The sequence below is a fragment of the Catenulispora sp. EB89 genome (assembly GCF_041261445.1).
In the GTDB taxonomy this organism is placed as follows: Bacteria; Actinomycetota; Actinomycetes; order Streptomycetales; family Catenulisporaceae; genus Catenulispora.
The window spans coordinates 146,677-171,762 of sequence record NZ_JBGCCU010000024.1; the positions used below are offsets into that span (position 1 = coordinate 146,677).

A 25,086-nucleotide genomic window follows, 5' to 3' on the forward strand; every position below is an offset into this window, starting at 1 on the left:
CATGGCCTACATGTCAAGACACTGCCTACGCTGGTGCTCGTTTCGAGCTTGGGACTCGGCCTGACGGCCGCTGTGCCAGCCGCCGCCACAGCCGCTGCCCAGTCGTCCGGCTCACCGCTGCAACAGCAGACTGACGCAGTCGCCGCCGCCGGCGCGGTGGGCGTTCTGGCGCAGGTCACCACACCGCTCGGGCAGGAGGCCGCGAGCGCCGGCACCGCCTCGCTCGGCACCGGCCGGCCGGTGGCGACGGACGGCGCGTTCCGGATCGGCAGCGCCACCAAGACGTTCGTCGCCACGGTGGTGCTCCAGCTCGTCGACGAAGGGCGGCTGTCGCTGGACGACACGGTCGCGCGGTGGCTGCCGGGCGTGGTCGCGGGGAACGGCAACGACGGCAGCAAGATCACGATCCGTCAGCTGCTCAACCACACCAGCGGCGTCTACGACTACACGCTGGACCTGGCCGAGATGACCGACGCCGCGGCGTTCCAGCGGGACAGGTTCCGAACGTACAGCCCCGACGAGCTGGTGGCGATGGCGATGCGGCACGCGCCGGTGTCGGCCCCGGGCGCGGCGTTCGCGTATTCGGACACTGATTATGTGCTGGCCGGGATGATCGTCGCGCGGGTGACGGGGCACTCGTGGGCCGACGAGGTGAACGCGCGCATCATCCGGCCGCTGGACCTGCGCCACACGACGACGCCGGGCACGTTCCCGTTCGTCCTCGGCCCGCACGCGGACGGCTACTCGGCCTTCGGCGGCACGACACTGCTGGACGTGACGGCGTTCAACCCGAGCGCCGCCGACGCGTCGGGTTCGATGATCAGCACCGCCGGCGACCTCACGAGGTTCTACACGGCGCTGGTCGCCGGCCGCCTGCTGAGCCCGGCGCGGCTGGCGGAGATGGAGAGCACAGTGCCCGCGCCGGCGCTCGGTCCGGGGGTGCGCTACGGCCTCGGGCTGGGCTGGATCCCGCTGTCCTGCGGCGGCGGGTACTACGGCCACCCCGGCGGCGTGTTCGGGTACCAGACCTGGGACGGTGTCACCGCAGACGCGCGGCGCGCGGTGGTGGTGTCGGACACCGGGGACGGGAACGACGCTACGCAGGGGGCTGTCATCGGGCTGGTCGACGCGGAACTGTGCGGCTGAGCGAATTGCGGCGCCGGGTCGGCGACGGCCCGGCGCCGGCCGGCCATAGCCGCGCAACCGGAACTCGCTCGCAAACCCGACAACGCCGCCTGCCGACAGCAGGCCAGAAGCCCTAACGCCCCGACCCGCTCGAAGCCCGCACCACAAGCTCCGGCGCGAACCGCTCAACCCGCTCCGCACGCTCCTCGGCGTCGCCGTGCAGCAGCGCGACGGCGCGGTCCGCCATCGCGTCCAGCGGGTGGCGGATCGACGTCAGCGGCGGGTCGAGGACCTCCAGGATCGTGGTGTCGTCGAACGCTGTCACGGCCACTTCTCCGGGTACTGCGACGCCCGCGCGGTTGAGCGTGGTCACCAGGCCGATCGCCAGCACGTCGGCGGCGCAGACCACCGCGTCCAGCGCGTCGGCTCCGCCGCGGAGCTTGAGGACGCGGCGGCCGGCTTTGCGGCCGGCGTCGGTGGTGATCGAGGGCAGCGCGATGGTGCGGCCGGACTCGCCGAGCCGGTCGGCGAAGGCCTGGGCGCGCTCGGCTCCGGAGGACGAGCTCTGCTCGGCCGCGACCAGGGCGATGCGCTCGCGGCCCAGGCCCTGGAGGTGGTCGATCAGCATGCTGATGGCGGCGTGGTTGTCCATGGTGACGGCGACCGTTCCGGCGTCGGCGGCCCAGCGGTCGAACTGCACGATCGGCCTTATCCGCGCCGCCGCGTTGATCGCCGCGCCGGATTCCGCGGTGGTCACCGGCACCACGATCAGGCCGTCGACCTTGCCGTTGACCAGGGTGTCGATCTCGCGCGCCTCGATCTCCGGGGTGTTCGCCGCGTCGGAGACCACGAGCACCCCGCCGTCGGCCCGCACGCGCCGTGACAGAGCCTCGATGAGCTGCACGAAGTAGGGGTTCGCCAGCGAGGGCACGACCACGCCGAGCGTCCCGGTCGTCCCGGTGCGCAGCGCCCGCGCCGACTGGTTGGTCCGGTAGCCCAGCTCCCGTGCCGCGCGCTCGACCCGCTCCACGAGTTCGGGGGCGACGTTGCGCGGCGTTCCGGCGATGACCCGGGACGCGGTCGCGCGGGAGACCCCCGCGAGTTGGGCGACATCGACCAGGCGAGCCGTCACCGCCACGTCCTCTTCTCCCGTCCGAGCTGCCGGGTCTGTCGGTCCGAGGTGCCGCATCCCCGGTCCGGGGTGCCGCGCCGAGGTTCCGGGTCGATGGTACTTGACGGTGTGGCGAACATCATGCAGGGTATGGGAAATCGATCTCCCGGGAGGTGAGGATGACGTCGGTCACAGTGGTCGGCTCCGTGAACCGCGATGTGGTCCTGCAGGTGCGGGCCCTGCCGCGGCCCGGGGAGACCGTGCACGCGGTGGGTTCCCGCGAGGGCATCGGCGGCAAGGGCGCGAACCAGGCCGTCGCCGCGGCCCGGCTGGGGAGCGCGGTGCGGTTGGTGGCCAAGGTCGGCGGCGACGCGCCGGACATCCTGGCCTCGCTGGCCCGGAACGGCGTCGACACCGCCCTGATCGCGACCGCCGAGCGCACCCGCACCGGCCTGGCGCTGATCACCGTCGACGCGGCCGGGGAGAACACCATCGTCCTGGACGGCGGCGCCAACCGGGAGCTGACCGTCGCCGACCTCCCCGAGGTGCTGGCCGCCCCCGGCGACGTGCTGATGGCGCAAGGGGAGATCCCGCCGGAGGTCACCGGCGCGGCCGTCATCCGGGCCGCGGCGCAGGGCGCGACCGTGATCCTGAACCCGGCGCCGGCGCACGCCTTCGACGACGACGTCCTCAAGCGCGTCGACGTGCTCGTCCCGAACCTCGGCGAGCTGTGCGCGCTGCTCGGCGTGCCGGTCCCGGCGACGTCCGGCGAGGTCGCGAAACTGCTGGCGGACCACCCGCTGCCGGTTTCGGCACTGGTCGTGACATTGGGAGCCGATGGTGCGATCGTTCATGATCAGGAGGGAACCGCCTATATCCCCGCTCCCCGCGTGACCGCCGTGGACACCGTCGGCGCCGGGGACACCTTCTGCGGCGCCCTGGCCGACTCGCTCGTCCGCGGCCTGCCCCTGCGCGCGGCGGCGGAACGCGCCGTCCTGGCCGCAGCCCTGTCCGTCACCGGCGTGGGCGCGCAGAGCGCGATGCCCACCGCCGCCGAGGTCGACCTATTCGCACAGCAGCAGGAGAAGATCCGATGAAGACCCTCAAACTCGGACTGTTCGAGAACGCCCAGACCAACGCCGGAGGCACCGCCACCTGGCGGCACGAGGACAGCGAACGGCACCTGTTCGACACCCTCGGCTACTGGAAGCGGGTCGCGGCGCTGTGCGAGGACGCGAAGTTCGACTTCCTGTTCCTGGCCGACGCGTGGGGCTGGTCGGAGGTGCGCGGCACCCGGCCGGCGATCGCCACCGAGGAGAGCCTGGACCTGCCGCGGCTGGACCCGGCGATCGTCGCGGCCGCGCTGCTGTCCGCGACCACCGACCTCGGGCTGGTCATCACCGGCTCGGTGCTGGTAGAGCCGCCGTACTCGTTCGCGCGCCGGATGGCCACCCTGGACCAGCTCTCGCAGGGCCGGCTGGGCTGGAACATCGTGACCACCGGGACGGCGGACACCGCGGTCAAGGCCTTCGGCATGGACATGGTCGCGCACGACGAGCGCTACGCGATGGCCGAGGAGTTCCTGGACGTCGTCTACAAGTACTGGGAAGGCGCGTGGGAGCCGGGCGCGCTGGAAAAGGACAAGCACGGCCGGTTCGCCGACCCCGAGCGCGTGCACCTGGTCAAGCACGCCGGCAAGTACTTCCGCTCCGAGGGCTATGGCAACACCGCCTACTCGCCGCAGGGCACGCCGGTGCTGTTCCAGGCCGGCGCCTCACCGGCGGGCCGCCGCGTGGCCGGCCGGCACGGCGAGTGCGTCTTCATCGGCGACGGCTCGGTCGAGCAGCTGGCCGGGCACACCTCGGCGATCCGCGCCGAGGCGGTGAACGCCGGCCGGGCCGCCGACGACGTGAAGGTCATGTCGGCGCTGGCCTGTGTGGTCGGGGCCACGACGGCCGACGCCGAGCGGCGCTACCAGCGGATCCTGGACGCGCAGCGGCCCGAGGTCACCGTCGCCAGCTACGCGATGTTCACCGGGATCGACCTGTCCTCGTACTCGCACGACACCCCGATGGCGGAGCTGAGCACCGAGATCTCCCAGACGCAGCTGGCACGCTTCGCCGACAAGACCGTCGGGGACGTGCTGCGCGACTGGCACACGCACGGCGTCGGCGCGAAGCCGATCGTCGGCACCGCCGAGGAGATCGCCGACCGGATCTGTACGTTGGCCGACGGCGCGGACCTGGACGGGTTCCTGCTGTCCCCGACCGTGCAGCTGGCCTCGACGACCGACTTCATCGAGTCGGTGCTGCCGATCCTGCGTCGGCGCGGCGTCGTCGCGACGGAATACCGCGACGGGGAGTCGCTGCGCGAGAGGCTCACCGGTTCCGCGCAGCCGACGCTGCCCGCGAACCACCCCGCGGCCGCGCACCGGCACGGGACCCAGTGAGCTGACATGACCGTCCACGGCGCCGGGGAGTGGCTGGGCAAGGTGGTCGGCACCGTGGTCCACGGTGCCGGGCGGGGACGGCTGCTGGGGTTCCCGACCGCGAACGTGGCGCCCGATTCACCGGAATCGGTACCGGAACCCGCTATCTACGCGGGCCTGATGGCTCGGCTGAGCGACGACTCGCTCCACCCGGTGACGGTGAGCGTCGGCACCAACCCGACGTTCACCGACGGGACAGAAGTACATATCGAGGTCTACTGCCACGACTTCTGTGGCCAGCTCTATGGCGAACGCGTGGTGGTCTGGTTGACCTCCCGCATTCGCGACACGGTGCGGTTCCCGACCACCGCGGCTTTGGTGGCCGCGGCCGGCACGGACGTTGCGACCACCGTGGCGACGTTGACTGAAGAACACCGGGCCCGCGCTGCCACCGAAATGCGCGCGTACCGGCCGTAAGGAACGCAATAGGAACGGGGATCTGTACCTACCCTCACGGACACTGGAGATTCGCATGCACGCGTTCGATTGGCTCAACCACCAATTCAGCTTCTTCGGGCTCCCCGTCTACTGGTCGGACTTCATCGGCAACATCTTCGCGCTGCTCACCGTGGTCCTGGCGCTGCGCCGGCTGGTCATCTCCTGGCCGGTGCAGATCCTCGGCTCGATCTGCCTGCTGGTCGCCAGCCTGAACGTGCACCTCACCGGGAACGCCGGGCGGCAGATCATCATCATCGTCGCGGCGACGTGGGGCTGGGCGACCTGGCGCCGGAACAAGGCGAACGAGGGCACGGTCGTGGTCGGCTGGGCCGAGTGGCAGACGCGGCTGGTGCTGATCGCGGCGATGGTCGTCGGGACCGGGGTGCTCGGCGCCTTCCTGAAGGCGATGAACTGGTCGTTCTACCCCGGCGCGCCGTGGTGGATGGTGCTGTGCGACGCGTGGATCTTCACCGGGACGGTCATCGCGATGTACACGCAGGCCCGGCGCTACGTCGAGTTCTGGTTCGCGTGGCTGGCCGTGGACCTGGTCGGCGTGCCGCTGGCCGTGCACTCGCACCTGTACTTCTCCGGGATCGTCTACGGCATCTTCTTCTTCATGGTGCTCGCCGGGATCCGGGACTGGGCCTCGCGCAGCAAGACACAGATCTCCTCGCCGCTGGAGTCCGCGGTGACCGTGGAGGGGCACGGCGCGGGGCACGTCGACCATCTGGCCGCCGAGCCGTCGGCCTGAGCTTTCGAAAGGGATCCGGCCATGAACGACTTCATCGACTTCATCGACGACGCCGAGGACATCCGCGCCGTCTTCGGCGACATCCCCTCGACGGTGGCGGCGATCGGGGCCGTCGTGGACGGCGCGCCGGTCACCATGGTCGTGTCCTCGTTCACGGTCGGGGTCTCGCACGAGCCGCCGCTGGTCTCGGTCGCGATCCAGCGCACGTCCTCGACCTGGCCGGTGCTGGCCCGGGCCGCGCACCTGGGGGTGTCGGTCCTCGGCGAGAGCCACGCGTCGAAAACCCGGCAGCTCGCCTCGCGCGACAGCGCCGGCCGGCTGGCCGACATCGCGTGGCACCAGAACGAGAACGGCGCGATCTTCCTGGAGGGGTCGCCGATCTGGCTGGAGTGCTTCGCGCAGCACGACTATCCGGCCGGCGACCACTCGATCATCGTGCTGCGGGTGGAGCGCGTGCACCAGGAGGCGCGGAACCGGGCGCTGGTCTGGACCCGCGACCGCGCCAGCTGCTGAGCCGTACCCCTTGCCGTATCCGTTCCGTACCCCTGTCGGCACTCCTCGGCACCGCGCGCGCATCCGCGCTGGTGGTGGACGCATGGTTCACTCCCACTGATCTGTTCGCTACTCTCCACCCAGACGGCGCCGCGCGAGTTCTCGTCAGCGGTGGCCGCACACACCGGGCGACCGGGGAGAGGAACGCACTCGGGGATGAGACGGCTCGGGGGTTGGGCGTCGGCGGAAGTCACTCCGTGATCGCCGCACTCATCCTGGGTTCCTACGCTCTGCTCCTGGCGCTGCTGGGCCCGCGCCTGCTGACCCGGGCCTGGCCCTCGGAACGGCTGCCGCGGCTGTCGGTGGTGATGCTGCAGGTGATGACCTGCTCGTTCCTGACGGCGGCGGCGACGGCGGGCCTGGCGCTCGGACTGACGCTGGTCGACACGCTCTCGCGGGTGGACCCGCAGATCGACCGCTGCGCGGACCAGCTGCCGATCAACGACGACTCGCCGGTCGGGCCGTTCCTGGGCTGGTTCGGCCTGGTCGCGGCGGCGGCCCTGCTGCTGCGGATCGGATTCTGTATGACCGCCACGTTCTTCTCCGCGTGGCGGACCCGGCGCAGGCACATCGCGATTCTCCGGATCCTGGCCAGGGCCGACGACGAGCTCGGGGTCCTGGTGCTGGAGCACGACGAGCCGGGGTGCTACTGCCTGCCCGGGCGGCCCGGCACGATCGTGATCACCAGCAGCGCGCTGACCCGGCTCTCGCCGTCCCAGCTCGGCGCGGTGCTGGCGCACGAGCGCGCGCACCTGACCGGCCGGCACCACTTCGCCGTCGCGTTCGCGCACGCGATCCACCGCACCGCGCCCCGGATCCGGCTGCTGGCGCTGGTGGAGCAGGAGACGCGGCGGCTGGTGGAGTTCATCGCCGACGACGCCGCGGTGCGGCGCAGCGGGACCGCGGCGCTGGTCTCCGCGCTCGCCGTGCTCAGCGGCGGCACCGCCCCGGGCTTCGCGCTCGGCGTCGGGATCGACCGGCGCCCGGCGGCCTCGTCGCGGGTGACCCGGCTGAGCCCGCACCGCAAGCTCGGCCGGCGCGGTCTGGCCATGGGCGCGCTGGGATCCGCGCTGCTGATCATCATCCCGTTGGTGCTCGCCCTGGTGTCGGTCGCGACCGTGATCCACGGGTGCCCGCCGGACAAGGACGGGGACGCGTTGTCGGTGGCGGCGGCGGTCGAGACGCCGTTTTCCCCGACTTCGCGATAGAGGCGTTTGTAGGGACATCAGTCGGGTATCCGGTGGCGTCGGTTATGCGCTCGGGCCCGCTACTACTAATCCGCGTAGGACAAAACAGAGGCCTTACACGTTCGGCAGGTTCACACCGTTCCTGTCATGACGTGGCGAAAGGCGACCCCATCTGCGGATATCCAGGGTTCCGCAAGGGTTTTCCCTATACGAGCCTTTACTAAAGCTTTGCCGCTGTCGCCCTTTATACGCATCGCTACTGTCGGCGATAGTACTAGCACTGATCAAGGCATTGCGAGCCGAGATCCGGCTCAGCGCTGCCTTGATCCGCACCGCCACCTCTCTCCCCCCACGATAAGGAGCAAGAGTGTTCCACCTCTCTCGGACGAAGCGGGGCCGCGCCGTGCCGCGTGCCGCCGCCGCCCTGCTGGGCGTCGCCGGCCTGATAACCATGGGCGCCGCTGTCGCCCAGGCGGCTCCGGCGTCCTCCTCGGCGTCCACCTCCGCGGCCTCGGGACCGACCACGGTCCACAGCTGCAGCCAGGCCGTCGCCCCCGGGTACGCCACGTGCTTCGCCCTGAAGCGCACCGACAAGAAGGCGCACACCATGGCGGCGAACGACACGCCGTCCGGCTACGGCCCCAGCGACCTGGTCAGCGCCTACAACCTGCCGGCCAACGGCGGGTCGGGCCAGACCGTCGCGATCGTCGACGCCCAGGACGACCCGAACGCCGAGTCGGACCTGGCGACCTACCGCTCCACCTACGGCCTGCCGGAGTGCAGCACCGCCAACGGCTGCTTCTCCAAGATCGCGCAGGACGGCAGCACCAACTACCCCACCGCCGACACCGGCTGGGCCGGTGAGATCTCGCTGGACCTGGACATGGTCTCGGCGACCTGCCCGGGCTGCCACATCCTGCTGGTCGAGGCCAACTCGGCGAGCATGTCGGACCTGGGCACCGCGGTGAACCAGGCCGTGAGCCAGGGCGCGAAGTACGTCTCGAACAGCTACGGCGGCAACGAGGACGGCACCGAGGCGCAGTCCGACTCGAGCTACTTCAACCACCCCGGCGTGGCCATCACGGCTTCCTCCGGTGACGGCGCGTACGCCGCCGGCACCGAGTACCCGGCCTCCTCCCCGTACGTCACCGCGGTCGGCGGCACCTCGCTGACCAAGGACTCCTCCAGCCGCGGCTGGTCGGAGTCGGTGTGGGAGACCAGCAGCAGCGAGGGCGCGGGCTCGGGCTGCTCGCAGGACGAGACCAAGCCGACCTGGCAGACCGACACCGGCTGCAGCAACCGCATGGTGGCCGACGTCGCCGCGGTCGCCGACCCGGCCACCGGCGTCGCCGTCTACCAGACCTACGGCGGCAACGGCTGGGCCGTGTACGGCGGCACCTCGGCGGCCTCGCCGATCATCGCCTCGGTCTACGCGCTGGCCGGCACCCCGGGCGCGAACGACGTCCCGGCGTCGTACCCGTACGCCCACACCTCGAACCTGAACGACGTGACCACCGGTAGCAACGGCAGCTGCTCGCCGAGCTACTTCTGCACCGCGGGCCCCGGCTACGACGGCCCCACCGGTCTGGGCACGCCGAACGGGCTGGCGGCCTTCACCGCGGGAAGCTGAGGACGTGCCGGTCGACAGCCGGCACTGACCAGTGACCTTCGGATCGAACGGCGCTGAAGAAGGCGGCCCCGCTTCGCGGCGGGGCCGCTTTCGCGTTGCCGGCTTCGATAGCCTCGACCGATGACCACGACCGCCACCGCCGCCCGGCCGCGCCGGGCGCGCCGCCGCCTCCGACTCGCGGACGGGGTGTGGCGGCTGCGGATGATGACGCTGGCCGGGATCGCGACCGTGCTGATCACGCGCGCGTACCTGGCGGCGACGGGGTATCCGCGCATCGGGGGCGGCGGGATCCACATCGGGCACGTGGTGTGGGGCGGGCTGCTGATGATCGCCGCCCTGACCGTCGCGCTGGTGTGGGCCGGCGACCGGGCCCGGGTGTGGACCGCGCTGCTCGGCGGGGTGGGGATCGGGCTGTTCGTCGACGAGGTCGGCAAGTACCTGACCACCACCAACGACTACTTCTACCGGCCCGCCGCCGCGATCATCTACCTGGTCTTCGCCGCGTTGCTGGTGCTGGCCGCGCTGCTGGGGCGGGACACGGCCGCTTCGGGGGCCGGCGATGCCTCGGGCGCTGCGGGCGCGTCCGGCGCATCCGAACGGCTGGCCGGCGCGGCCCAGATCGCGGCGAACGGCTTGGTCAGCGGCCTGACTCCGGACGAGCGGGACCACGCCACGCGCCTGCTCGACGGCTGCGCCGACCAGGACCGTGACGCCGTCCTGCGGCTGCTGGCGCAGGCGCAGCACCGGGATCCGGGGCGCCTCACGCGGGCCGTCGAGCGGGTGCGCGGCTGGACGGAGTGGATCGCGGGCCTGCGGTGGACCGAGACCGTGGTCTTCGTGCTGCTGATCCTGTCGCGGGTCATCGTCGCGATCATCTTCATCGCGCAGGCCGCGGGCGGCGAGCCGCACAGCACCGACGCCGGGGCGATCACGGCCAGCGCGTTCACTCGGGGCGCGTCGGCGGTGCTGACCATCGCGGCCGTGGTCATGCGGATCAGGGGCCGACGGTTGACGGCCTACCGGCTCGCCAAGGCCGCGATCCTGCTGGACCTGATCGTCACCGAGGTCTTCAACTTCCACGACAGCCAGTTCGGAGCCGTCGCGGAGCTGCCGCATCTGGTGCTGGCGTTCGTGTTCATCAGTATCTGGCAGCGGCAGGTGGAGGCTCAGACGAGCCCGGCCTCGTAGGCGAAGATCACCGCCTGGACTCGATCACGCAGGCCGAGCTTGGCCAGGACGTGCTTGAAGTGGCTCTTCACCGTGTTCTCGGAGAGGAAGAGATCGGCGGCGATCTCAGTGTTCGACTTTCCGAGCGCGACCTCGATCAGGATGTCGCGCTCGCGGGGCGTGAGCCGGTCGAGGCGGGCGTCGGTGCCGGCGGTGGTCGAACTCGGCAGGCGGTGCGCGACCGTCTCCAGCAGCCGTCGCGTGACGCGCGGTGCGACGACCGCGTCCCCGGCGGCGACCGTGCGGATCGCGCCGAGCAGTTCGGCGGGCAGCGCGTTCTTGAGCAGGAAACCGGACGCTCCGGCGCGCAGGCCGTCGAAGGCGTACTCGTCGAGGTCGAACGTGGTGAGGATGAGCACGCGAGACTCCGGCGCGGCTGCGACGATCGCGGCGGTCGCCTCGACGCCGTCCATGACGGGCATCCGCACGTCCATCAGAACCACGCGCGGTCGCAGGCGGCGGGCCGTGCGCACGGCTTCGAGGCCGTCGGCGGCCTCGCCGACCACGTCCAGGTCGGGTTCGGCACCGAGGAGCAGGCCGAAGCCGACGCGGGTCAGCGGCTGATCGTCGACCAGCAGGACACTGATTCGGGCGCTGCCCGCGGAGGGATCGGTGCGCTGGTCGGCGCGCTGGTCGCTCATGTCCACGCCTCCCGCGCGACGAACGCCATCGCCTCATTACCAAGCGGTAGCCGAGCCCGGACGCGCCAGCCTCCCCCGGCCCACGGACCCGCGTCGAACCGGCCGCCGTACGCCGCGACCCGCTCCCGCATCCCCTCCACGCCACGCCCGCCGTTCACCGGCGTGCTCGCGCTCAAGCCGCCGGCGTCGCAGACCTCTACGTCGACGTAGTCCTCCCCCGCGCTCACCCGCACATGTGCGTCACCGCCGCCGGCGTGCTTCAGGGTGTTGGTCAGCGACTCCTGGACCACCCGGTAGACCGTCAGCTGAACCGCCGTCGGAAGCCCCGCCGCGTCGCCGTCGAACGCCAACCGGACCGGCAGGCCCGCCGCGCGGACCGTGCCGACGAGCTCTTCGAGCTGCGCGATCCCGGGCTGCGGATGGCGCGCCGCGTCGGGCTCGTCGTCGCGCAGGACCTCCAGGAAGCGCCGCATGTCGACGAGGGCCTGCCGTCCGGTCGTGGCCACCATCCCCATGGCGTCGGCGGCCTTGCCGGGGCCGGCCGCGGCCTTGGCGCCGTCGGCCAGCGTGACCATCACCGACAGGCTGTGCGTGACGACGTCGTGCATCTCCCGCGCGATCCGCTCGCGTTCGGAGCGTGCGGCGCGGTCGGCGACGGCCTCCAGGTAGGCGCGGCGGCTTCGCACGTAGGCGCCGATCGCCGCGGCCGCGACCACCAGTCCGGCCATCCCGACCGCGGCCTCGACGACGGCCCAGCCCGAGGCGTGGTGCGGGATGGCCCGGAGGCCGTCGAGCAGGACCAGGACGGACGCGATGCCGCCGGCGGCCGACACGGTCCGCAGATCGCGGTTCACGGCCACCAGATACAGCGCGACCAGCAGCGCCGCATCGCCCGGCACGTTCAGCGGCGTCACGAGGTACTGCACGAAGACCATCGCGTACACGGCCGCGAACACGGCGACCGGCGAGCGGCGCCACCACAGCAACGGCAGCACCAGCCCGATCTGGAACACGATCAGGTACGGATTGCCGGAGAACACCGTCGGCGTGATGAAGATCGGCAGCAGAGCCGCCGCCGCGACCAGCGCCACGGTGATGGCGCCGGTGCGACGGCGGTCTTGGGGCGCTTTCACGCGTCGCGCCTCTTAAGCAGCACGGCGGCCACGGCGAACGTGCCGGCGACGTACAGCGCGAACAATCCCGTTCCAGGCCACGGATACAGCGTATGCGGCGTGTGGTAGAGCCGGGTGATGTCGGTCCCGGCGTTGCTCGGCAGGTACGGCGCGATGGCGTTGTACCAGTCGTCGGGAAGGCCGCGGGCGCTGAGCGGCAGGATCGTGAGGATGCCCGTCAGGCACGAGATCCCGCCGGGTGTCGAGCGCACCAGGGCGCCGAGGGCCAGGCCGAACAAGCCGGCGAGCGTCACGTAGAGCGCGGTGCCGAAGATCTCGCGCGCCACGCCTGGCGACGACAACGTGGTCCCGATGTGCCTCCCGGCGAGCATCGCCTGCCCGGCGTAGAACGCGCCGAGGCTCGCGACGACGCTGAGTACGAGGGCCGCGACGCCGAAGACCACCGCCTTCGCTTCCAGCACCGGCCAGCGTTTGGGCACGGCGCCGAGCGTGGCGCGGATCATCCCGGACGAGTACTCGCCGGTGACCGTCAGCACGCCGAGGACGCCGATCGAGAGCTGGGAGAAGGTGAAGCCGATCTGGCTCCAGCCGGCCGGATCCCAGCGCGCTTTCAGGTCTGGGGACATCGAGGCGTAGTGATTGGACTGGCCCCAGCAGGTGACGATCCCGAGGGCGATCATCACGACGACGGTCAGGGCGCCGGTGATGTAGGTGGAGCGGATGGTGCTGATTTTGAGCCATTCCGAGTGCAGCACTCGCCTTTGGGTGATCCGGCCACGGAACGGGGTCGCGACGGTCATGAGACGGCCTGGTATTCGGTGGCGTCCTTGGTCTGTTCCATGAACGCTTCCTCCAACGACGCGACGTGGTCAGTGAGCTGATACAGGGTGATCTGGAGCTCGGCGGCGATGCGGCCGATCCGCTCGCTGGTGAGGCCGGAGACAATCAGATCTCTGTTTTCGTCGTCGGCGATGGTGACGGTGACGGTGACGTCGGCGCCGGCGCCGGCCAGGCGGTCCCTCAGCCGTGCGGCGTCGGGGGTGCGGACCAGGACCGTGTTCTTGGCCGAGCGCCTGATGAACTCGGCGACCGAGCAGTCCGCGATCAGCCGTCCCCGGCCGATGACGACGAGGTGGTCGGCGGTGAGGGCCATCTCGGACATCAGGTGGCTGGAGACGAACACGGTGCGGCCCTCGGCGGCCAGCCCCTTCAGCAGGGTCCTGATCCACAGCACGCCCTCGGGGTCGAGGCCGTTCACCGGCTCGTCGAGGATCAGCGTGGCCGGGTCGCCGAGGAGAGCGGCGGCGATGCCGAGGCGCTGGGCCATGCCGAGGGAGAAGCCGCCGGCTCGGCGGTTCGCCGCCGAGGGCAGGCCGACGAGGTCGATCACTTCGTCGACGCGTGCGGCGGGGATGCCGTGCGTGGCGGCCAGGGTGCGGAGGTGGTTGCGGGCCGAACGTCCCGGGTGGATCGCGCGGGCCTCCAGCATCGCGCCGACTTCGTGCAGGGGCGCGGGGTGGTCGGCGTAGGAGCGGCCGTCGACGGTGGCACGGCCCGCGGTCGGGGCGTCCAGGCCGATGAGCATGCGCATGGTGGTGGACTTGCCGGCACCGTTCGGGCCGAGGAAGCCGGTCACGGTTCCGGGGCGGACGGAGAAGGTCAGATGGTCGACGGCTTTGGTGCGGCCGTAGCACTTCGTCAGCGAGATGGCTTCGAGCACGAGCCCACGCTAAATTCCGGCCGCCGGCCGGCACGAGATCCCGCGGGAGGAGATCGCGGGGGCGGCTTCTCACCCCGTGGGGTGAGAAGCATAAGACCGAGCAAATCGGGTAAGGCCACTGATTCGGTAGAAAGACCGATTCGGCAGGAAGGAGCCTGATCCGATGACGATCGACGACCATCTCGACACCCGGCCGTCCGACCAGGAGCTGCAGGAGCTGCAACGGCTGCTGACCGGCGGGGTCCCGGAGCCGTCGTTCGCCCATCTGGTGCGGATGAGCGACGACACCGGGCTGTTCGAGCACGCGCGGGGGCCGATCCCCAAGCGCTGGCACGGCTACTGCGTGGACGACGTGACGCGGGGGCTGATCGTGATCTGCCGCGAGCCCGATCCGTCGGACCAACTGGTCCGGCTCGCGGAGATCTACCTGGCGTTCCTGCTGCACGCGCAGGACCGCGAACGCGGCTTCCACAACCGGATGGGCCTGGACCGGGTGTGGCACGACGAGCCGGAGACCGGCGAGTGGTGGGGGCGCGGGGTGTGGGCGCTCGGGACGGCGGCCAACCGCGGGCCCACGCCGTGGATCCGCGCGGTGGCACTGGAACGCTTCGACGACGGCGCGAAACTGCGCGCGGGCCTGGGGCCGCAGAGCCGCCTGAACCACGCGATGGCCTACGCCGCCCTCGGCGCGGCCGAAGTCGCCGAGGCCCACCCGGGCCACCCGGCGGCACTGAGCGTCCTCGCCGACGCGGCCGTCACCATCGGCCGCCCGGCACCGGACCCCGCGTGGCCCTGGCCCGAGCCGCGCCTGGAGTACGGAGACCCGGCGCTGCCCGAGGCGCTCATCGCCGCGGGCCAGCACACCGGCGACGAAACCCTGCTGCGCGACGGCCTGGGCCTGCTGGAGTGGCTGCTCACCCTGTCGACCCGCGACGGACACCTCTCACCGACCCCGGCCGGCGGCTGGTCCCTGGGCGACCCGCGCCCGGCGTACCACCAGCAGCCGATCGAGGCCGCGGCGTACGCCGACGCGTGCGCGCGGGCGTACACCGCCACGCGCGACCGCAAGTGGCTGACCGGCGTCCGGATGTCGGTCGACTGGTTCCTCGGCGTGAACGACAGCGGGATCCCGATGATCGACGATGCGACCGGAGGCTGCTTCGACGGCCTGGGACTGGACTGGCGGAACCCGAATCAGGGTGCGGAGTCGACAATCGCGCTGATCTCGACGCTGCAGCACGCCCGATGGCTGGAGCGGATACCGGCCGAAGCGGCTTGATGCGGGATGGCATGTATGACGGTTACGGCATAACGATGGCGTTCTGACTGTGATGTGAAGGTATCCGGACGAGGAGAAGCGCGGTGCGTGAGGTGCGGTGAGGCGGCGGGGCTTCGCTGTGACGTGCGGATCGGGTCGGGTCGGCAAGGGCGCCGGGCGGCCCGATTTCGTTTTGCGGTCACGGAGGTGGGGTCGGATGCCAGGTGGCTTGGATCGCATGGTGGAGATCGACGACGAGCGGCCACAGCGCGAGGTCGGCATCAGTGAGTGATGCGCGGCGGCGGTAGGCGGTAAGGAAGCGCTCGCCTACGGTGTCGCGGTCAGCGGGAGGGCAGGCGTCCGTGACGAACAGGTGCCAGGTGGCGACGTCGAAGAGCAGCGGGCCGCGGCTGGGGGTGCCCCAGTCGATGAGCGCGGGAGCGTCATGGGCATCGGGGCCGACCGAAGTGACGAGGATCTCCGGAGACGGGTCGCCATAGAGCGTGCCGACCGGAAGGGGCTTCTCGGCCAGGGCGTCGAGTAGCGCCGGGGGATGCCAGCAGCGTCCAAGAACGCTGCGATGCGCAGCCCGGGCTCGACGTGCTCGGGGCCGTCGAAGGTCAGCTTCGCGACGTGGGCACCCGCCGGGGTGTCGATGCGCCACACCAGGGCTCGGTCGCCGAGGTCGGTGAGGTCGGCGCCGATTCGCGGCGTGGGGAGCGGCCAGTGGCGCAGCAGGTCGCCGATGCGGGCGCGCCAAGCGGTCACGCGTCCCGCAGTTCGCCGACGGCGGCCTCGTAGGCCAGCAGGGTGTCGACGACGGTGCGGCGTTCGGCGGGGGTCAGGGGTGCCAGGGCGCGGCGCCAGGCTTCGGCGCCGGGGGCGAGCCAGGTTTCGATGGCGGGGCGGGCTTCGGGGGTGATGCTGATGATGCGGCGGCGGCGGTCGGTGTCGTCCTCGGTGCGGCGCAGGACGGCTTTGCGGCTGAGGTCGGCGATCAGGAGGCTGGCGGTCGTCGGCGCCAGTTGGAGGCGCGCCGCCAGGTCGTTGACCGTCATGGGGCCGTCCAGGAGGAGGAACACCAGGAGCGACAGGTGGCGGGGGCCGAGGGTGAGGTCGGCGAGTTCCGGGGGCGGGGGGATGCGTTTGGCGCGGGCGACCAGGCGTGGCATCAGGAGGAGGAGGTCGCGGACGGCTTCTTCGAGGCCTAATTCGGAGGTCTCGGGGGCCTCGGGTGGCTTCGGGGCGGTGGACACGGCAGCGGTTCTCCTTTTATCTTTGAGAGCAAAGATGTTTTGTTGTACAGGGCATTTGCCCATCGTATCCAGGGGAGTCCAGCCATGACCGTCCTCGTCACCGGCGCGCGCGGGAACATCGCCAGTCGCATCGTGGCCCGGCTGCACGCCGCCGGGCAGCAGGTTCGCGCAGCGGCGCGCGACGACCTCGACCTGACGGACGCCGACGGCTTCGACGACGCGGTGAAGGGGGTCGACACCGTCTTCCTCTACGCGACCCGGGGCAGCGCGGCGGCGTTTCTGAGCGCGGCGCGGGAGGCAGGCGTACGTCACGTGGTCTTCCTGTCCTCGCCGGCGTCCTACGAAGCCGTCGAGTTCCGTGGGCCGATCGGACGGATCCACCGCGCGGCCGAGCGGACTCTGGACGAGTCAGGGCTCGATCACACGATCCTCTACCCCGGCTGGCTCGCCACGAATGCCCGGCGGGACTGGGGAGCGGCCATCCGCGCCGGGGAAGCGGTGGAGCTCCCGTATCCGGCGGCGCAGTGCGTCCCCATTCACCCGGACGACGTCGCGGAAGTAGCCGTCGACCTGTTGCTGAACGACACCCACCGAGGACGCATGCAGATCCTGACCGGGCCGGAATCGATACGACTCGACGACGCCGTCGCGACCGTCGGCGCCGTCATGGGCCGCACGATTCCGGTCCGCGAAATCACCCGCGAAGACGCACTCGCGCGCCGCGAACCCTGGCTGGCCGCCGAAATCCTGGACTCGCTCCTCGACAGCGCGGCAGCCGCGGTCGGCCGTCCGGCGCCGATCACCAACACCGTCGAGCGGATCACCGGGCATCCGGCACGGTCACTGCGGGAGTGGGTCGTCGAGAACCGCGCGGACTTCGAGGGCTGATACCACGGATATCGGAAGGGGAAGAAGGACTACTCCGACTCGAACGAGTAGAACAGCGTGTCGTTGTAGAACGAGTAGAAGTGCTCCCGCCACCGCCCCCGCGCGACCGCCAGCCACTCGGCGTTCTCGCCGGCGATCGCGGCCTCGGCCTGGGCGGCGAGGGAGGGGATGTGCTCCACGACCAGCCGGTCGATGGCCGCCTCCGCCGGCTCGTCGTCCATGTCCAGGATCTCGCCGGCCTCCAGCAGGAAGTACTTCGCGCGCTGCTTGTCCAGCTGCGCCTTGGTCGTGGCGACCACCGACTCGAAGTCCTGCTCCTCCGCGACCTCTTCCCCCACCACCCGCAGCAGCTCCATTAACAGCGCCGCCCCGCGGTCGTAGTCCCCGGCCACCCCGGTGCGCCGGCCCCAGATCATCGAGGGGACCACGCGGGTGTCGAAGCTGACCAGCAGCAGGTGGGCCAGCGGGATGCTCCAGTTGTGCTCGGAGATGCCCACCACCGGGTCGGGGCGTCCGTCTTCGGTGGGCAGCGTGTTCGCTGCGAACAGGTGGGAACGGTTTGCCATGGCCGCGACCGTAACAGGGGTGGCGGACAGCCGAAAGGGGGCTTTCGTCGGCATTCGTCGGCACCGGCCGGTCGAACGCGGTTGGCACGCTGGTCACATCCCGGCCGCGCACCGCTCGCGCCGCTCCGGTAAGTTGGTCTATACCAATGCATCAGCCGTACCGGATACCGCCCAATGCCAGCCATCGCCGAGGGGTCGCCATGGAAGTCGTCATCGTCGCGGACGCCGCAGCTCAAGGCGAACTCGTCGCCTCGGCCGTCGCGCACCTGATCGCCCGCAAGCCCGACGCGCTGTTCGGCGTCGCCACCGGCTCCACGCCGCTGCCGGTGTACCAGGCGCTGGCCGCGAAGACCGCCGCCGGGCAGGTGGACGTCAGCCGCCTGAAGGTGTGCCAGCTCGACGAGTACGTGGGCCTGCCCGCCGGGCACCCGGAGTCCTACCGCGAAGTGCTCAAGCGCGAGGTGCTGGCGCCGCTGGGCATCGGCGACGCGGCGTTCCTGGGCCCGGACGGCAGCGCTGAGGACCTGCCGGCCGCCTGCGCCGCGTACGAGCAGCAGCTCGCCGACGCCGGCGGCGTGGACCTGCAGCTGCTAGGCATCGGCACCGACGGCCACATCGGCTTCAACGAGCCGGTCTCCTCGCTCGCCTCGCGCACCCGCATCAAGACCCTGACGGAGCGCACCCGGGTGGACAACGCCCGGTTCTTCAACGGCCTGGACGAGGTGCCCCGGCACGTCATCACCCAGGGCATCGGCACCATCCTGCAGGCCCGGCACCTGGTGCTGCTGGCCACCGGCGCGGGCAAGGCCGAGGCGGTCGCCGCGACCGTCGAGGGCCCGGTGTCGAGCATGGTGCCGGCCTCGGCGCTGCAGCTGCACCCGCACGCTACCGTGGTCGTGGACGAGGCTGCCGCGCAGCAGCTGAAGCTGGTGGACTACTACAAGGCGACCTACGCGTCGAAGCCGGTGTGGCAGGGGCTCTGAGGCCGCCGGGCTGAGACGGCTCCGGCCTGATTCGGGTTCAGGCTCGGCCGGTTCGCCGGAGAGGGGCTGCAATGCGACGAATCCCCGAGGCGGCGTACACCGCTCAGCCGTGGCTGGTCCACGAGATCACGGACGACTTCCGGCTGGAGGACGTCTGGGAGCTGCCGGCCGCCGGCGGCGGCCCGGACGACTTCCCCAAGCTGCTGGCGGTGTTCGACGCCGGGCTGGAGCACGAGGCGTCGCTGCCGACGCGGCTGCTGTTCTGGCTGCGGTTCAAGATCGGCGCGGTGCTGCGCCTGGACCGGCGCGCCGGCGGGCTCGGGACCCGGGTGCCGTCGCTGCGGGACCGGCTGCCGGCGGAGCTCCGGGACGCTCCGCCGCCGCTGCCGAGTAAGGGCTCTGAGTTCACGTTCCTCTACGAGCGCGACAACGAGCGCGCGATGGAGATCGCCAACGGCACGATGCACGGGGTCCTGCACATCGGCTGGGTCCCCGACGGCCGGGGCGGGTGGCGCGGACAGCTCGCGGTGCTGGTGAAGCCGAACGGCCGATTCGGGGCCGCGTACATGGCGTTCATCAAGCCCTTCCGGCACCTGATCGTCTACCCGGCGCTGGGGCGCGCCTGGGACCGGCGGTGGCGGGCATTAAACGAGACGGGCCGTCTCGACAAGGGGTAAACTGGGTCCCGCACACCTCATTGACGTCCGTTTAGGAGTCCGTGCCATGACTCATGCCCGCATAGTCCTCATCACCGGCGCCACCGACGGCCTCGGCCGCGCGCTGGCGCACCGCCTGGCGGCCGGCGGCGACACCGTGCTGCTGCACGGCCGCGACCAGGCCCGCCTCGACGCGACCGCGGACGCGATCCGCGACGAGCACGGGGGCGCGCGCCCCGCGACGTTCCGCGCCGACCTGGCGGACCTGGCGCAGGTACGCGACCTCGCCGCCGCGGTGCGCGCCGCCACCGACCGCCTCGACGTCCTGGTGAGCAACGCCGGAATCGGCGGCGGGGAGCCCGACGGCCGCGACCGGCGCGAGAGCAAGGACGGCTACGAGCTGCGCTTCGCGGTGAACTACCTGGCCGGCTTCCTGCTGACCCAGGAACTGCTGCCGCTGCTGCGCGCCTCGGCGCCGGCGCGGGTGGTGAACGTCGCCTCGCTCGGGCAGCAGGACATCGAGTTCGACGACGTGATGCTGGAACGCGGCTACAGCGGCATCCGCGCCTACTGCCAGAGCAAGCTGGCGCAGATCTCGTCGGCGGTGGAGATGGCCGAGCGGGTGCCGGCGTCGGAGGTGACGTTCAACAGCTTGCACCCGGCGACGTACATGCCGACGAAGATGGTCCTGCTGGAGGCCGGACACAGCATCGACAGCCTGGAGACCGGAGTCGAGGCGACGGCGCGGTTGGTGACGGATCCGAAGCTGGCGGGGGTCAGCGGGCGGTTCTACGACCGGCAGCGGGAGGCGAAGGCTTTGGCGCAGGCTTATGACAGGCGGGCGCGGGGTGAGTTGTATCGGCTGAGCTTGAAGCTGGTGGGGCTGCCGGCGGAGTAGGCGCTGGGCCGTGTCTGGTGAACGGGTCCGCGTGGGCTCGCCTGGGCCGGCCGGGCCGGAGTCGGCTGCCGTACCGGCTGGGAAAACCCCTGCCGGGCAAGTGGATCAAGATGATAGAACTGCCGCTGTGCATAAGACTCTGGAGTATCCCGATCTGCTGCGGCTGATCGACGAGCGTGCGACCGCCTTCCGCGCCGTGATCGCCTCGGCGCCCAGCCTCGACGTGCAGGTGCCGACCTGCCCCGAGTGGACGCTGTTCGAGCTGGCGCAGCACCTGGGCCAGGGGCGTCGTTTCCGGGCCGCCACCATCGCGGCGGGACCCGCCGACGCCGCCCCGGCCGAGGCCGTCGCCGAGCGCGGCGTGCCGGCCCCCCGGGAGCGCGAGGAGCTGCTGGCCTGGCTGGAGGCGACGACGCAGGAGTTGCTGGACGCGCTGCGGGCGGCCGACCCGGACGACAGTCGCTGGACCGGGTGGGGCACCACCCAGCTGACGGACACCTGCGCTTCCGTCGCCCGGCACCAGGTCCAGGAGATCGCGGTGCACACGTACGACGCCCAGGTCGCCGTGGGCGCCCCGCAGCCGCTGCCGACCGAGGTGGCCCTCGACGGAGTCGAGGAGAACCTGTTCATCACCTGCTTCACGACGACCCCCTGGCCGCACAAGCCCACCGCCTTCGACCTCCACGCCACCGAGGGCCGCTCCTGGCGGCACACGCTCGACGGCGACGGTGCCCGGACCACCCGCCTGCCCGCTCCCGGCGAGGACCCGGACGCGGCCGCCCTCTCCCTCCACGGCACGGCCAGCGATCTGGTCCTGTTCCTGTACGAGCGCATCCCGCTGGACTCCCTGCGACTCGACGGGGACCCGGGGCTATTCGACCTGTTCCACGCCTGGGAATGGTGGGCGTGAGGACACGCCGCCGCTGACTCAGAGAGTGCGGGGCCAGATGGTGGGCGTCGTGCGAGCGGCCGTGCGACACGCCAGGCGGCTACCGCACCGCCCCGCGAAACGCCTCGACCGCGCGCCGCATGGCCTCCAGGTCCGCGTTCGAGGCGATGCCGGCGTGATACAGGCGGATCCCGCTCGCGCCGGCCTCGCGCATCGCAGAGGCCTGCGCCGCGAGCCCTTCGCTGTCGGAGCCCATGCCGCGCACGCCGAGTAGGCCCGCGTTGACCGGCGCGTCGTGCCCCAGGGCCCGGTTCACGCTCTCCGTCGAGCCGTTCCAGCAGTTCAGCACGACCCCGGTGTCCTTCGGCAGCGTCCCCACGTCCAGGCCGGTGAACGCGGTCGAGCGGCGGGGGTCGGGATTGGCGTGGAACAGGATCGGGAAGTCCGGGTCGCGCTGCGTCCGCACTTCGCGCACCATCGCGCCGCGCAGGCGGTTCGCGACGCGCGTGCGGGTACCTAGCACCACACCGGCCAGGTCGGCGTCGGCCAGGGCCGGGTCGGGGAGCGGGGCCGAGGCGGCGAAGCGCGCGTCCAGTCGCGCGATGACGGTCTCGCGGAGCTGTCCGACGTGGATGCCAGAGGCCTGATACTCGTCGCGGCAGGCGTCGCAGAAGCAGAGCGACATCAGGTACAGCTCTTCGTCGGACAACGGGATGCCCGCCACCTTGTCGTGCTCGTGCAGGTGGTCGAAGCCGTACCAGCCGGCCGCCTCGAACTCCACGCCGGAGATGTCGGGGCGGGCCGCGATGACGGCTGCCAGACCGACCGCGTATTCGAGGTTTGCTTCGTGCGACGGGCACAGGGCCCAGGTGTACACGTCGCCGTAGGCGTTCACGACGTGCGGGGCGTCGAAGTCGTCGACGTGGTCGACGACGACCCACGCGTGCGTGGGCACCCCCGCCGCCGCGAGGGCCGCGGCCGTCCGCCCGAAGGCGTCGTCGGCGTCGACCCAGGTCTGCGCCGCGGGCAGCACCTGCTCCCAGGCGTCGCCGACCGGCAGGTACGAGGCGCTGTGCTCGGCCACGACCACGCGGTGCCACGCGTGGCGCGGGGTCAGGGCGCGGGTCGCGTGGTAGAACGCTGCGACGACCGCGTGGTCGACGCCGAGTCCGGCGATCGTCTCGGCCGCCGCGTCGTCTCCCACCACGTCCCACGGGTACACATATGTCGCCGCAGTCATTGCGTTCCTCCGAAACTCCGCGCCGGATCGTGTCAGAACCGCGGCCGCTTCCCCGTCCACTCCGGCCGCACCCGCTGCATCCATCCCACATCATCGCGCCGCCGGATCCCGCACGTCAGGTACTGCTCGTGCAGCCGCGCCACGGCGTCGCGGTCCAGTTCCACGCCGAGCCCGGGGCCCGAGGGCAGCGTCACAGCGCCGTCGGTGAAGGTCAGGCCGCCGCCGGCGAGGACGTCCTCGGCCTCGGACTTCCACGGCGTGTGCGTGTCCAGCGCGTAGGTCAGGTTCGGCGTGGCGGCCGCGATGTGCGTCATCGCGGCCAGGCTCAGGCCGAGGTGGGTGTTCGAGTGCATCGACAGCCCGAGGTCGAAGGTCTGGCACAGCGCCGCCAGGTTCTGGGTGGCGCGGAAGCCGCCCCAGAAGTGGTGGTCGGACAGGATGACCTGCACGGCGCCGAGCCGGATCGACTCGGGGATCTCCGCGAAGCTGGTGACGCACATGTTGGTGGCCAGCGGCAGCGACGTCTTCGCCGCGACCTCGGCCATCCCGGGGATCCCCGGCGTCGGGTCCTCCAGGTACTCCAGCTCGCCCTCCAGCGCGGCGGCCACGCGGTGGCTGGTCTCCACGGTCCAGTTGGCGTTCGGGTCGATGCGCACCGGACGCCCGGGGAAGGCCTGTCGCAGGGCCTTGACGGCCTCGATCTCCTCCTCGGGCGGGAAGACGCCGCCCTTGAGCTTCAGCGAGCCGAAGCCGTAGCGCTCGACCATGCGGCGCGCCTGCTTCACGATGCCGTCCGGGTCCAGCGCCTCGCCCCAGGGGTCGACGTCGTAGTCCCCGGGGTGCTCGGCCCACTTGTAGAAGAGGTAGGCGCTGTAGTCGACGCGTTCGCGGACGGCGCCGCCGAGAAGATCCACGACGCGCCGGCCGGTGGCCTTGCCCTGGGCGTCGAAGCAGGCCACCTCGAACGCCGCGAACGCCTGGGCCACGGTCTTGTCGTGGCTGGCGGCGCCGATCAGCTCGGTCGGCGAGGAGGCCGCGGAGCCGCCGACCGCCTCGGCGACCCGGCGGCCGAGCTCGTTGAGGTCGAAGACGTCGGTGCCGACCACCGCGGTCGCGGCCCGGTGCAGCAGCGCCAGGGTCGCGTCGTCGCCGTAGGCCTCGGAGATGCCGACGATGCCGGCGTCGGTGTGCACCTCGACGATGGAGCGCAGGGCGTACGGCTCGTGGACGCCGGAGGAGTTCAGCAGTGGCGGGTCCTTCAGGGCGACCGGGGTGATCGCGACGGAGACAATCTTCAAGTCGGTCACGCCAGACCTCCACCATTGCGTTCACATCCATGAACACGAACCACGGATATGAATCATCTCGACGCTGTGAAACGTAGTAGTCCGTACCGGACCGCGTCAAGACGACGTCTCGTGTTTGCCCGCACCCTGCCGCACTCAATGACAATGGCGATATGACAACCCCGCGCCTGCCGTCCCTTATAGCCTGCGATCTCGACGGAACCCTGGTCCGCCACGACGGGACGGTCTCCTCCCGCACCGTCGCCGCTTTCCAGGCGCTGGAGACGGCCGGCATCCCCTTCGTGTTCGTCACCGGCCGGCCGCCGCGGCTGATGGGCCAGATCGCCGACGCCTTCCGGCTGCACGGCCTCGCCGTCTGCTCCAACGGCGCCTACGACTACGATCTGCGGGCCCGTGCGGTCGTCGCGGAGTACGCCATCGATCCGGCGACGTTGAAGAAGGTGGCACGCGGGCTGCGGGAGGCCATCGACGGCATCGGCCTGGCCGTGGAATACGCCGACTCGTTGGCGGCCGATCCCCTTTACGAGCCGTGGGATTGGGACCGCGACATCACCGTGCAGCGCCTCGACGAGGCCGCCTTGTGGGAGCGGCCGGCGCCGAAGCTGGTCGGCCGGCACGGGAGCCTGTCGGCCGACGAACTGCTCGCGCTGGCCCAGCCCGCAGTCGGGGACCTGGTCACCGTCTACCACTCCAACGGCCTGCGCCTGGTCGAGGCCGTGGCACCGGGGGTCAGCAAGGCGGACGGCCTGGCCCGGCACGCGGCGCGCCTGGGCGTCGCCGCGGAGAACGTGACCGCGTTCGGCGACATGCCCAACGACCTGTCGATGTTCGGCTGGGCCGGCCGCTCCTACGCCGTCGCCAACGCGCACCCGAGCGTGATCGCGGCCGCCGGCGGCGTGATCGGCTCGGTCGAGGAGGACGGCGTCGCCGCGTTCCTGGAGGCGATGCTCGAAGCCTGATCGGGCAGCACCGATCGGGCAGCACCGCGTGATCGCCCGACTACCGGCCTGCTCCCCAGGCAGTAGGCGCTCCTCGCTCGTACTGCGTCCGCAGCAGCGCAAGTGTCTGCGCCTGCCAGACGACCCGGACCCCTTCTCCACGGCACCGTGTAAACCGCACGCGTTTCATGCTCGCAAGAAGGC

General features: G+C 71.3%; 25 protein-coding genes. 16 read left to right on the top strand and 9 right to left on the bottom strand.

Going from position 1 to position 25,086, the window contains the following annotated elements:
- Positions 1–33: 33 nt before the first annotated feature.
- The gene (locus ABH920_RS38010; protein WP_370354128.1) at positions 34–1,146 is read left to right on the top strand and encodes a serine hydrolase domain-containing protein; all 1,113 of its coding nucleotides are present in this window, start codon (positions 34–36) and stop codon (positions 1,144–1,146) included.
- A 112-nt stretch (positions 1,147–1,258) separates the two neighbouring features.
- On the opposite strand, the gene ABH920_RS38015 is transcribed toward ABH920_RS38010, so the two are convergent.
- Positions 1,259–2,263, bottom strand: coding sequence for a LacI family DNA-binding transcriptional regulator (locus ABH920_RS38015; RefSeq protein WP_370354129.1), 1,005 nt, complete (start codon positions 2,261–2,263; stop codon positions 1,259–1,261).
- 152 nt (positions 2,264–2,415) lie between these two features.
- Here ABH920_RS38015 and ABH920_RS38020 point away from each other — a divergent pair, with 152 nt between their 5' ends.
- From ABH920_RS38020 to ABH920_RS38055, 8 genes are all read left to right on the top strand, one after another.
- Positions 2,416–3,333: a ribokinase gene (locus ABH920_RS38020; RefSeq protein ID WP_370354130.1), complete on the top strand. Its 918-nt coding sequence runs from the start codon at positions 2,416–2,418 to the stop codon at positions 3,331–3,333.
- Positions 3,330–4,685 (top strand): NtaA/DmoA family FMN-dependent monooxygenase, encoded by a 1,356-nt coding sequence (locus ABH920_RS38025; protein ID WP_370354131.1) that lies wholly within the window; start codon positions 3,330–3,332, stop codon positions 4,683–4,685. The genes ABH920_RS38020 and ABH920_RS38025 overlap by 4 nt, the downstream gene beginning before the upstream one ends.
- A gap of 6 nt (positions 4,686–4,691) precedes the next feature.
- Positions 4,692–5,141: a riboflavin kinase gene (locus ABH920_RS38030; RefSeq protein ID WP_370354132.1), complete on the top strand. Its 450-nt coding sequence runs from the start codon at positions 4,692–4,694 to the stop codon at positions 5,139–5,141.
- 55 nt (positions 5,142–5,196) lie between these two features.
- Positions 5,197–5,913 (top strand): nicotinamide riboside transporter PnuC, encoded by a 717-nt coding sequence (locus ABH920_RS38035; RefSeq protein ID WP_370354133.1) that lies wholly within the window; start codon positions 5,197–5,199, stop codon positions 5,911–5,913.
- A 21-nt stretch (positions 5,914–5,934) separates the two neighbouring features.
- Entirely contained in the window at positions 5,935–6,426 is a 492-nt protein-coding gene (locus tag ABH920_RS38040; RefSeq protein WP_370354134.1) for a flavin reductase family protein, read from the top strand.
- 236 nt (positions 6,427–6,662) lie between these two features.
- Positions 6,663–7,673 carry a M56 family metallopeptidase gene (locus tag ABH920_RS38045; RefSeq protein ID WP_370354135.1) on the top strand — a complete coding sequence of 337 codons (1,011 nt, stop codon included), beginning with the start codon at positions 6,663–6,665 and terminating at the stop codon, positions 7,671–7,673.
- 346 nt (positions 7,674–8,019) lie between these two features.
- Positions 8,020–9,282, top strand: coding sequence for a peptidase S8 (locus tag ABH920_RS38050; protein WP_370354136.1), 1,263 nt, complete (start codon positions 8,020–8,022; stop codon positions 9,280–9,282).
- A 120-nt stretch (positions 9,283–9,402) separates the two neighbouring features.
- Positions 9,403–10,470, top strand: a complete 1,068-nt coding sequence (locus ABH920_RS38055; protein ID WP_370354137.1) for a hypothetical protein — start codon at positions 9,403–9,405, stop codon at positions 10,468–10,470.
- On the opposite strand, the gene ABH920_RS38060 is transcribed toward ABH920_RS38055, so the two are convergent.
- Genes ABH920_RS38060 through ABH920_RS38075 form a run of 4 tightly spaced genes read right to left on the bottom strand, consistent with a single transcriptional unit; the run spans position 10,449 to position 14,003 of the window.
- Positions 10,449–11,150 carry a response regulator gene (locus ABH920_RS38060; RefSeq protein WP_370354138.1) on the bottom strand — a complete coding sequence of 234 codons (702 nt, stop codon included), beginning with the start codon at positions 11,148–11,150 and terminating at the stop codon, positions 10,449–10,451. The two genes, ABH920_RS38055 and ABH920_RS38060, sit on opposite strands and share 22 nt — an antisense overlap.
- Positions 11,147–12,283: a sensor histidine kinase gene (locus ABH920_RS38065; RefSeq protein ID WP_370354139.1), complete on the bottom strand. Its 1,137-nt coding sequence runs from the start codon at positions 12,281–12,283 to the stop codon at positions 11,147–11,149. The genes ABH920_RS38060 and ABH920_RS38065 overlap by 4 nt, the downstream gene beginning before the upstream one ends.
- Complete coding sequence (locus tag ABH920_RS38070) at positions 12,280–13,083, bottom strand: ABC transporter permease (RefSeq protein WP_370354140.1); 804 nt, start codon at positions 13,081–13,083, stop codon at positions 12,280–12,282. Before ABH920_RS38070 ends, ABH920_RS38065 begins: the two co-directional genes overlap by 4 nt.
- Positions 13,080–14,003 carry an ABC transporter ATP-binding protein gene (locus ABH920_RS38075; protein WP_370354141.1) on the bottom strand — a complete coding sequence of 308 codons (924 nt, stop codon included), beginning with the start codon at positions 14,001–14,003 and terminating at the stop codon, positions 13,080–13,082. Before ABH920_RS38075 ends, ABH920_RS38070 begins: the two co-directional genes overlap by 4 nt.
- 163 nt (positions 14,004–14,166) lie before the next feature.
- On the opposite strand from ABH920_RS38075, the gene ABH920_RS38080 reads away from it, so the two are divergent.
- Positions 14,167–15,282 (top strand): glycosyltransferase, encoded by a 1,116-nt coding sequence (locus ABH920_RS38080; protein WP_370354142.1) that lies wholly within the window; start codon positions 14,167–14,169, stop codon positions 15,280–15,282.
- Between the two features lie 743 nt (positions 15,283–16,025).
- Here ABH920_RS38080 and ABH920_RS38085 read toward each other — a convergent pair.
- The gene (locus ABH920_RS38085) at positions 16,026–16,433 is read right to left on the bottom strand and encodes a MarR family winged helix-turn-helix transcriptional regulator (protein WP_370354174.1); all 408 of its coding nucleotides are present in this window, start codon (positions 16,431–16,433) and stop codon (positions 16,026–16,028) included.
- 168 nt (positions 16,434–16,601) lie between these two features.
- On the opposite strand from ABH920_RS38085, the gene ABH920_RS38090 reads away from it, so the two are divergent.
- On the top strand, positions 16,602–17,405 hold the full coding sequence (locus tag ABH920_RS38090) for an NAD(P)H-binding protein (protein WP_370354143.1): 804 nt from the start codon (positions 16,602–16,604) through the stop codon (positions 17,403–17,405).
- 29 nt (positions 17,406–17,434) lie between these two features.
- Here ABH920_RS38090 and ABH920_RS38095 read toward each other — a convergent pair whose 3' ends face one another.
- Positions 17,435–17,971: a hypothetical protein gene (locus ABH920_RS38095; protein WP_370354144.1), complete on the bottom strand. Its 537-nt coding sequence runs from the start codon at positions 17,969–17,971 to the stop codon at positions 17,435–17,437.
- Between the two features lie 200 nt (positions 17,972–18,171).
- Between ABH920_RS38095 and nagB the strand changes: the two genes are divergently transcribed.
- The 4 genes from nagB (at position 18,172) to ABH920_RS38115 (ending at position 21,418) form a co-directional block, all read left to right on the top strand.
- Positions 18,172–18,954 (top strand): glucosamine-6-phosphate deaminase, encoded by a 783-nt coding sequence (nagB, locus tag ABH920_RS38100; protein ID WP_370354145.1) that lies wholly within the window; start codon positions 18,172–18,174, stop codon positions 18,952–18,954.
- A gap of 71 nt (positions 18,955–19,025) precedes the next feature.
- Positions 19,026–19,631, top strand: coding sequence for a DUF2867 domain-containing protein (locus ABH920_RS38105; RefSeq protein WP_370354146.1), 606 nt, complete (start codon positions 19,026–19,028; stop codon positions 19,629–19,631).
- A gap of 46 nt (positions 19,632–19,677) precedes the next feature.
- Positions 19,678–20,508 carry an SDR family NAD(P)-dependent oxidoreductase gene (locus tag ABH920_RS38110; RefSeq protein ID WP_370354147.1) on the top strand — a complete coding sequence of 277 codons (831 nt, stop codon included), beginning with the start codon at positions 19,678–19,680 and terminating at the stop codon, positions 20,506–20,508.
- A 127-nt stretch (positions 20,509–20,635) separates the two neighbouring features.
- Positions 20,636–21,418: a maleylpyruvate isomerase family mycothiol-dependent enzyme gene (locus ABH920_RS38115; protein WP_370354148.1), complete on the top strand. Its 783-nt coding sequence runs from the start codon at positions 20,636–20,638 to the stop codon at positions 21,416–21,418.
- A gap of 79 nt (positions 21,419–21,497) precedes the next feature.
- Here ABH920_RS38115 and ABH920_RS38120 read toward each other — a convergent pair whose 3' ends face one another.
- Positions 21,498–22,637: a hypothetical protein gene (locus ABH920_RS38120; protein WP_370354149.1), complete on the bottom strand. Its 1,140-nt coding sequence runs from the start codon at positions 22,635–22,637 to the stop codon at positions 21,498–21,500.
- Between the two features lie 32 nt (positions 22,638–22,669).
- Positions 22,670–23,944, bottom strand: coding sequence for a glucarate dehydratase family protein (locus tag ABH920_RS38125; RefSeq protein ID WP_370354150.1), 1,275 nt, complete (start codon positions 23,942–23,944; stop codon positions 22,670–22,672).
- A 152-nt stretch (positions 23,945–24,096) separates the two neighbouring features.
- Here ABH920_RS38125 and ABH920_RS38130 point away from each other — a divergent pair, with 152 nt between their 5' ends.
- On the top strand, positions 24,097–24,903 hold the full coding sequence (locus tag ABH920_RS38130; RefSeq protein WP_370354151.1) for an HAD-IIB family hydrolase: 807 nt from the start codon (positions 24,097–24,099) through the stop codon (positions 24,901–24,903).
- The last annotated feature ends 183 nt before the right edge of the window (positions 24,904–25,086 follow it).

Coding starts and splice junctions, on each gene's coding strand:
- ABH920_RS38020 (WP_370354130.1), top strand. CDS start 2,416: ATGACGTCGGTCACAGTGGTCGGCTCCGTGAACCGCGATGTGGTCCTG.
- ABH920_RS38130 (WP_370354151.1), top strand. CDS start 24,097: ATGACAACCCCGCGCCTGCCGTCCCTTATAGCCTGCGATCTCGACGGA.
- ABH920_RS38085 (WP_370354174.1), bottom strand. CDS start 16,433: ATGCCACGCCTGGTCGCCCGCGCCAAACGCATCCCCCCGCCCCCGGAA.
- ABH920_RS38070 (WP_370354140.1), bottom strand. CDS start 13,083: ATGACCGTCGCGACCCCGTTCCGTGGCCGGATCACCCAAAGGCGAGTG.
- ABH920_RS38035 (WP_370354133.1), top strand. CDS start 5,197: ATGCACGCGTTCGATTGGCTCAACCACCAATTCAGCTTCTTCGGGCTC.
- ABH920_RS38055 (WP_370354137.1), top strand. CDS start 9,403: ATGACCACGACCGCCACCGCCGCCCGGCCGCGCCGGGCGCGCCGCCGC.
- ABH920_RS38060 (WP_370354138.1), bottom strand. CDS start 11,150: ATGAGCGACCAGCGCGCCGACCAGCGCACCGATCCCTCCGCGGGCAGC.
- ABH920_RS38095 (WP_370354144.1), bottom strand. CDS start 17,971: ATGGCAAACCGTTCCCACCTGTTCGCAGCGAACACGCTGCCCACCGAA.
- ABH920_RS38030 (WP_370354132.1), top strand. CDS start 4,692: ATGACCGTCCACGGCGCCGGGGAGTGGCTGGGCAAGGTGGTCGGCACC.
- ABH920_RS38110 (WP_370354147.1), top strand. CDS start 19,678: ATGACTCATGCCCGCATAGTCCTCATCACCGGCGCCACCGACGGCCTC.
- nagB (WP_370354145.1), top strand. CDS start 18,172: ATGGAAGTCGTCATCGTCGCGGACGCCGCAGCTCAAGGCGAACTCGTC.
- ABH920_RS38120 (WP_370354149.1), bottom strand. CDS start 22,637: ATGACTGCGGCGACATATGTGTACCCGTGGGACGTGGTGGGAGACGAC.
- ABH920_RS38090 (WP_370354143.1), top strand. CDS start 16,602: ATGACCGTCCTCGTCACCGGCGCGCGCGGGAACATCGCCAGTCGCATC.
- ABH920_RS38080 (WP_370354142.1), top strand. CDS start 14,167: ATGACGATCGACGACCATCTCGACACCCGGCCGTCCGACCAGGAGCTG.
- ABH920_RS38105 (WP_370354146.1), top strand. CDS start 19,026: ATGCGACGAATCCCCGAGGCGGCGTACACCGCTCAGCCGTGGCTGGTC.
- ABH920_RS38025 (WP_370354131.1), top strand. CDS start 3,330: ATGAAGACCCTCAAACTCGGACTGTTCGAGAACGCCCAGACCAACGCC.
- ABH920_RS38040 (WP_370354134.1), top strand. CDS start 5,935: ATGAACGACTTCATCGACTTCATCGACGACGCCGAGGACATCCGCGCC.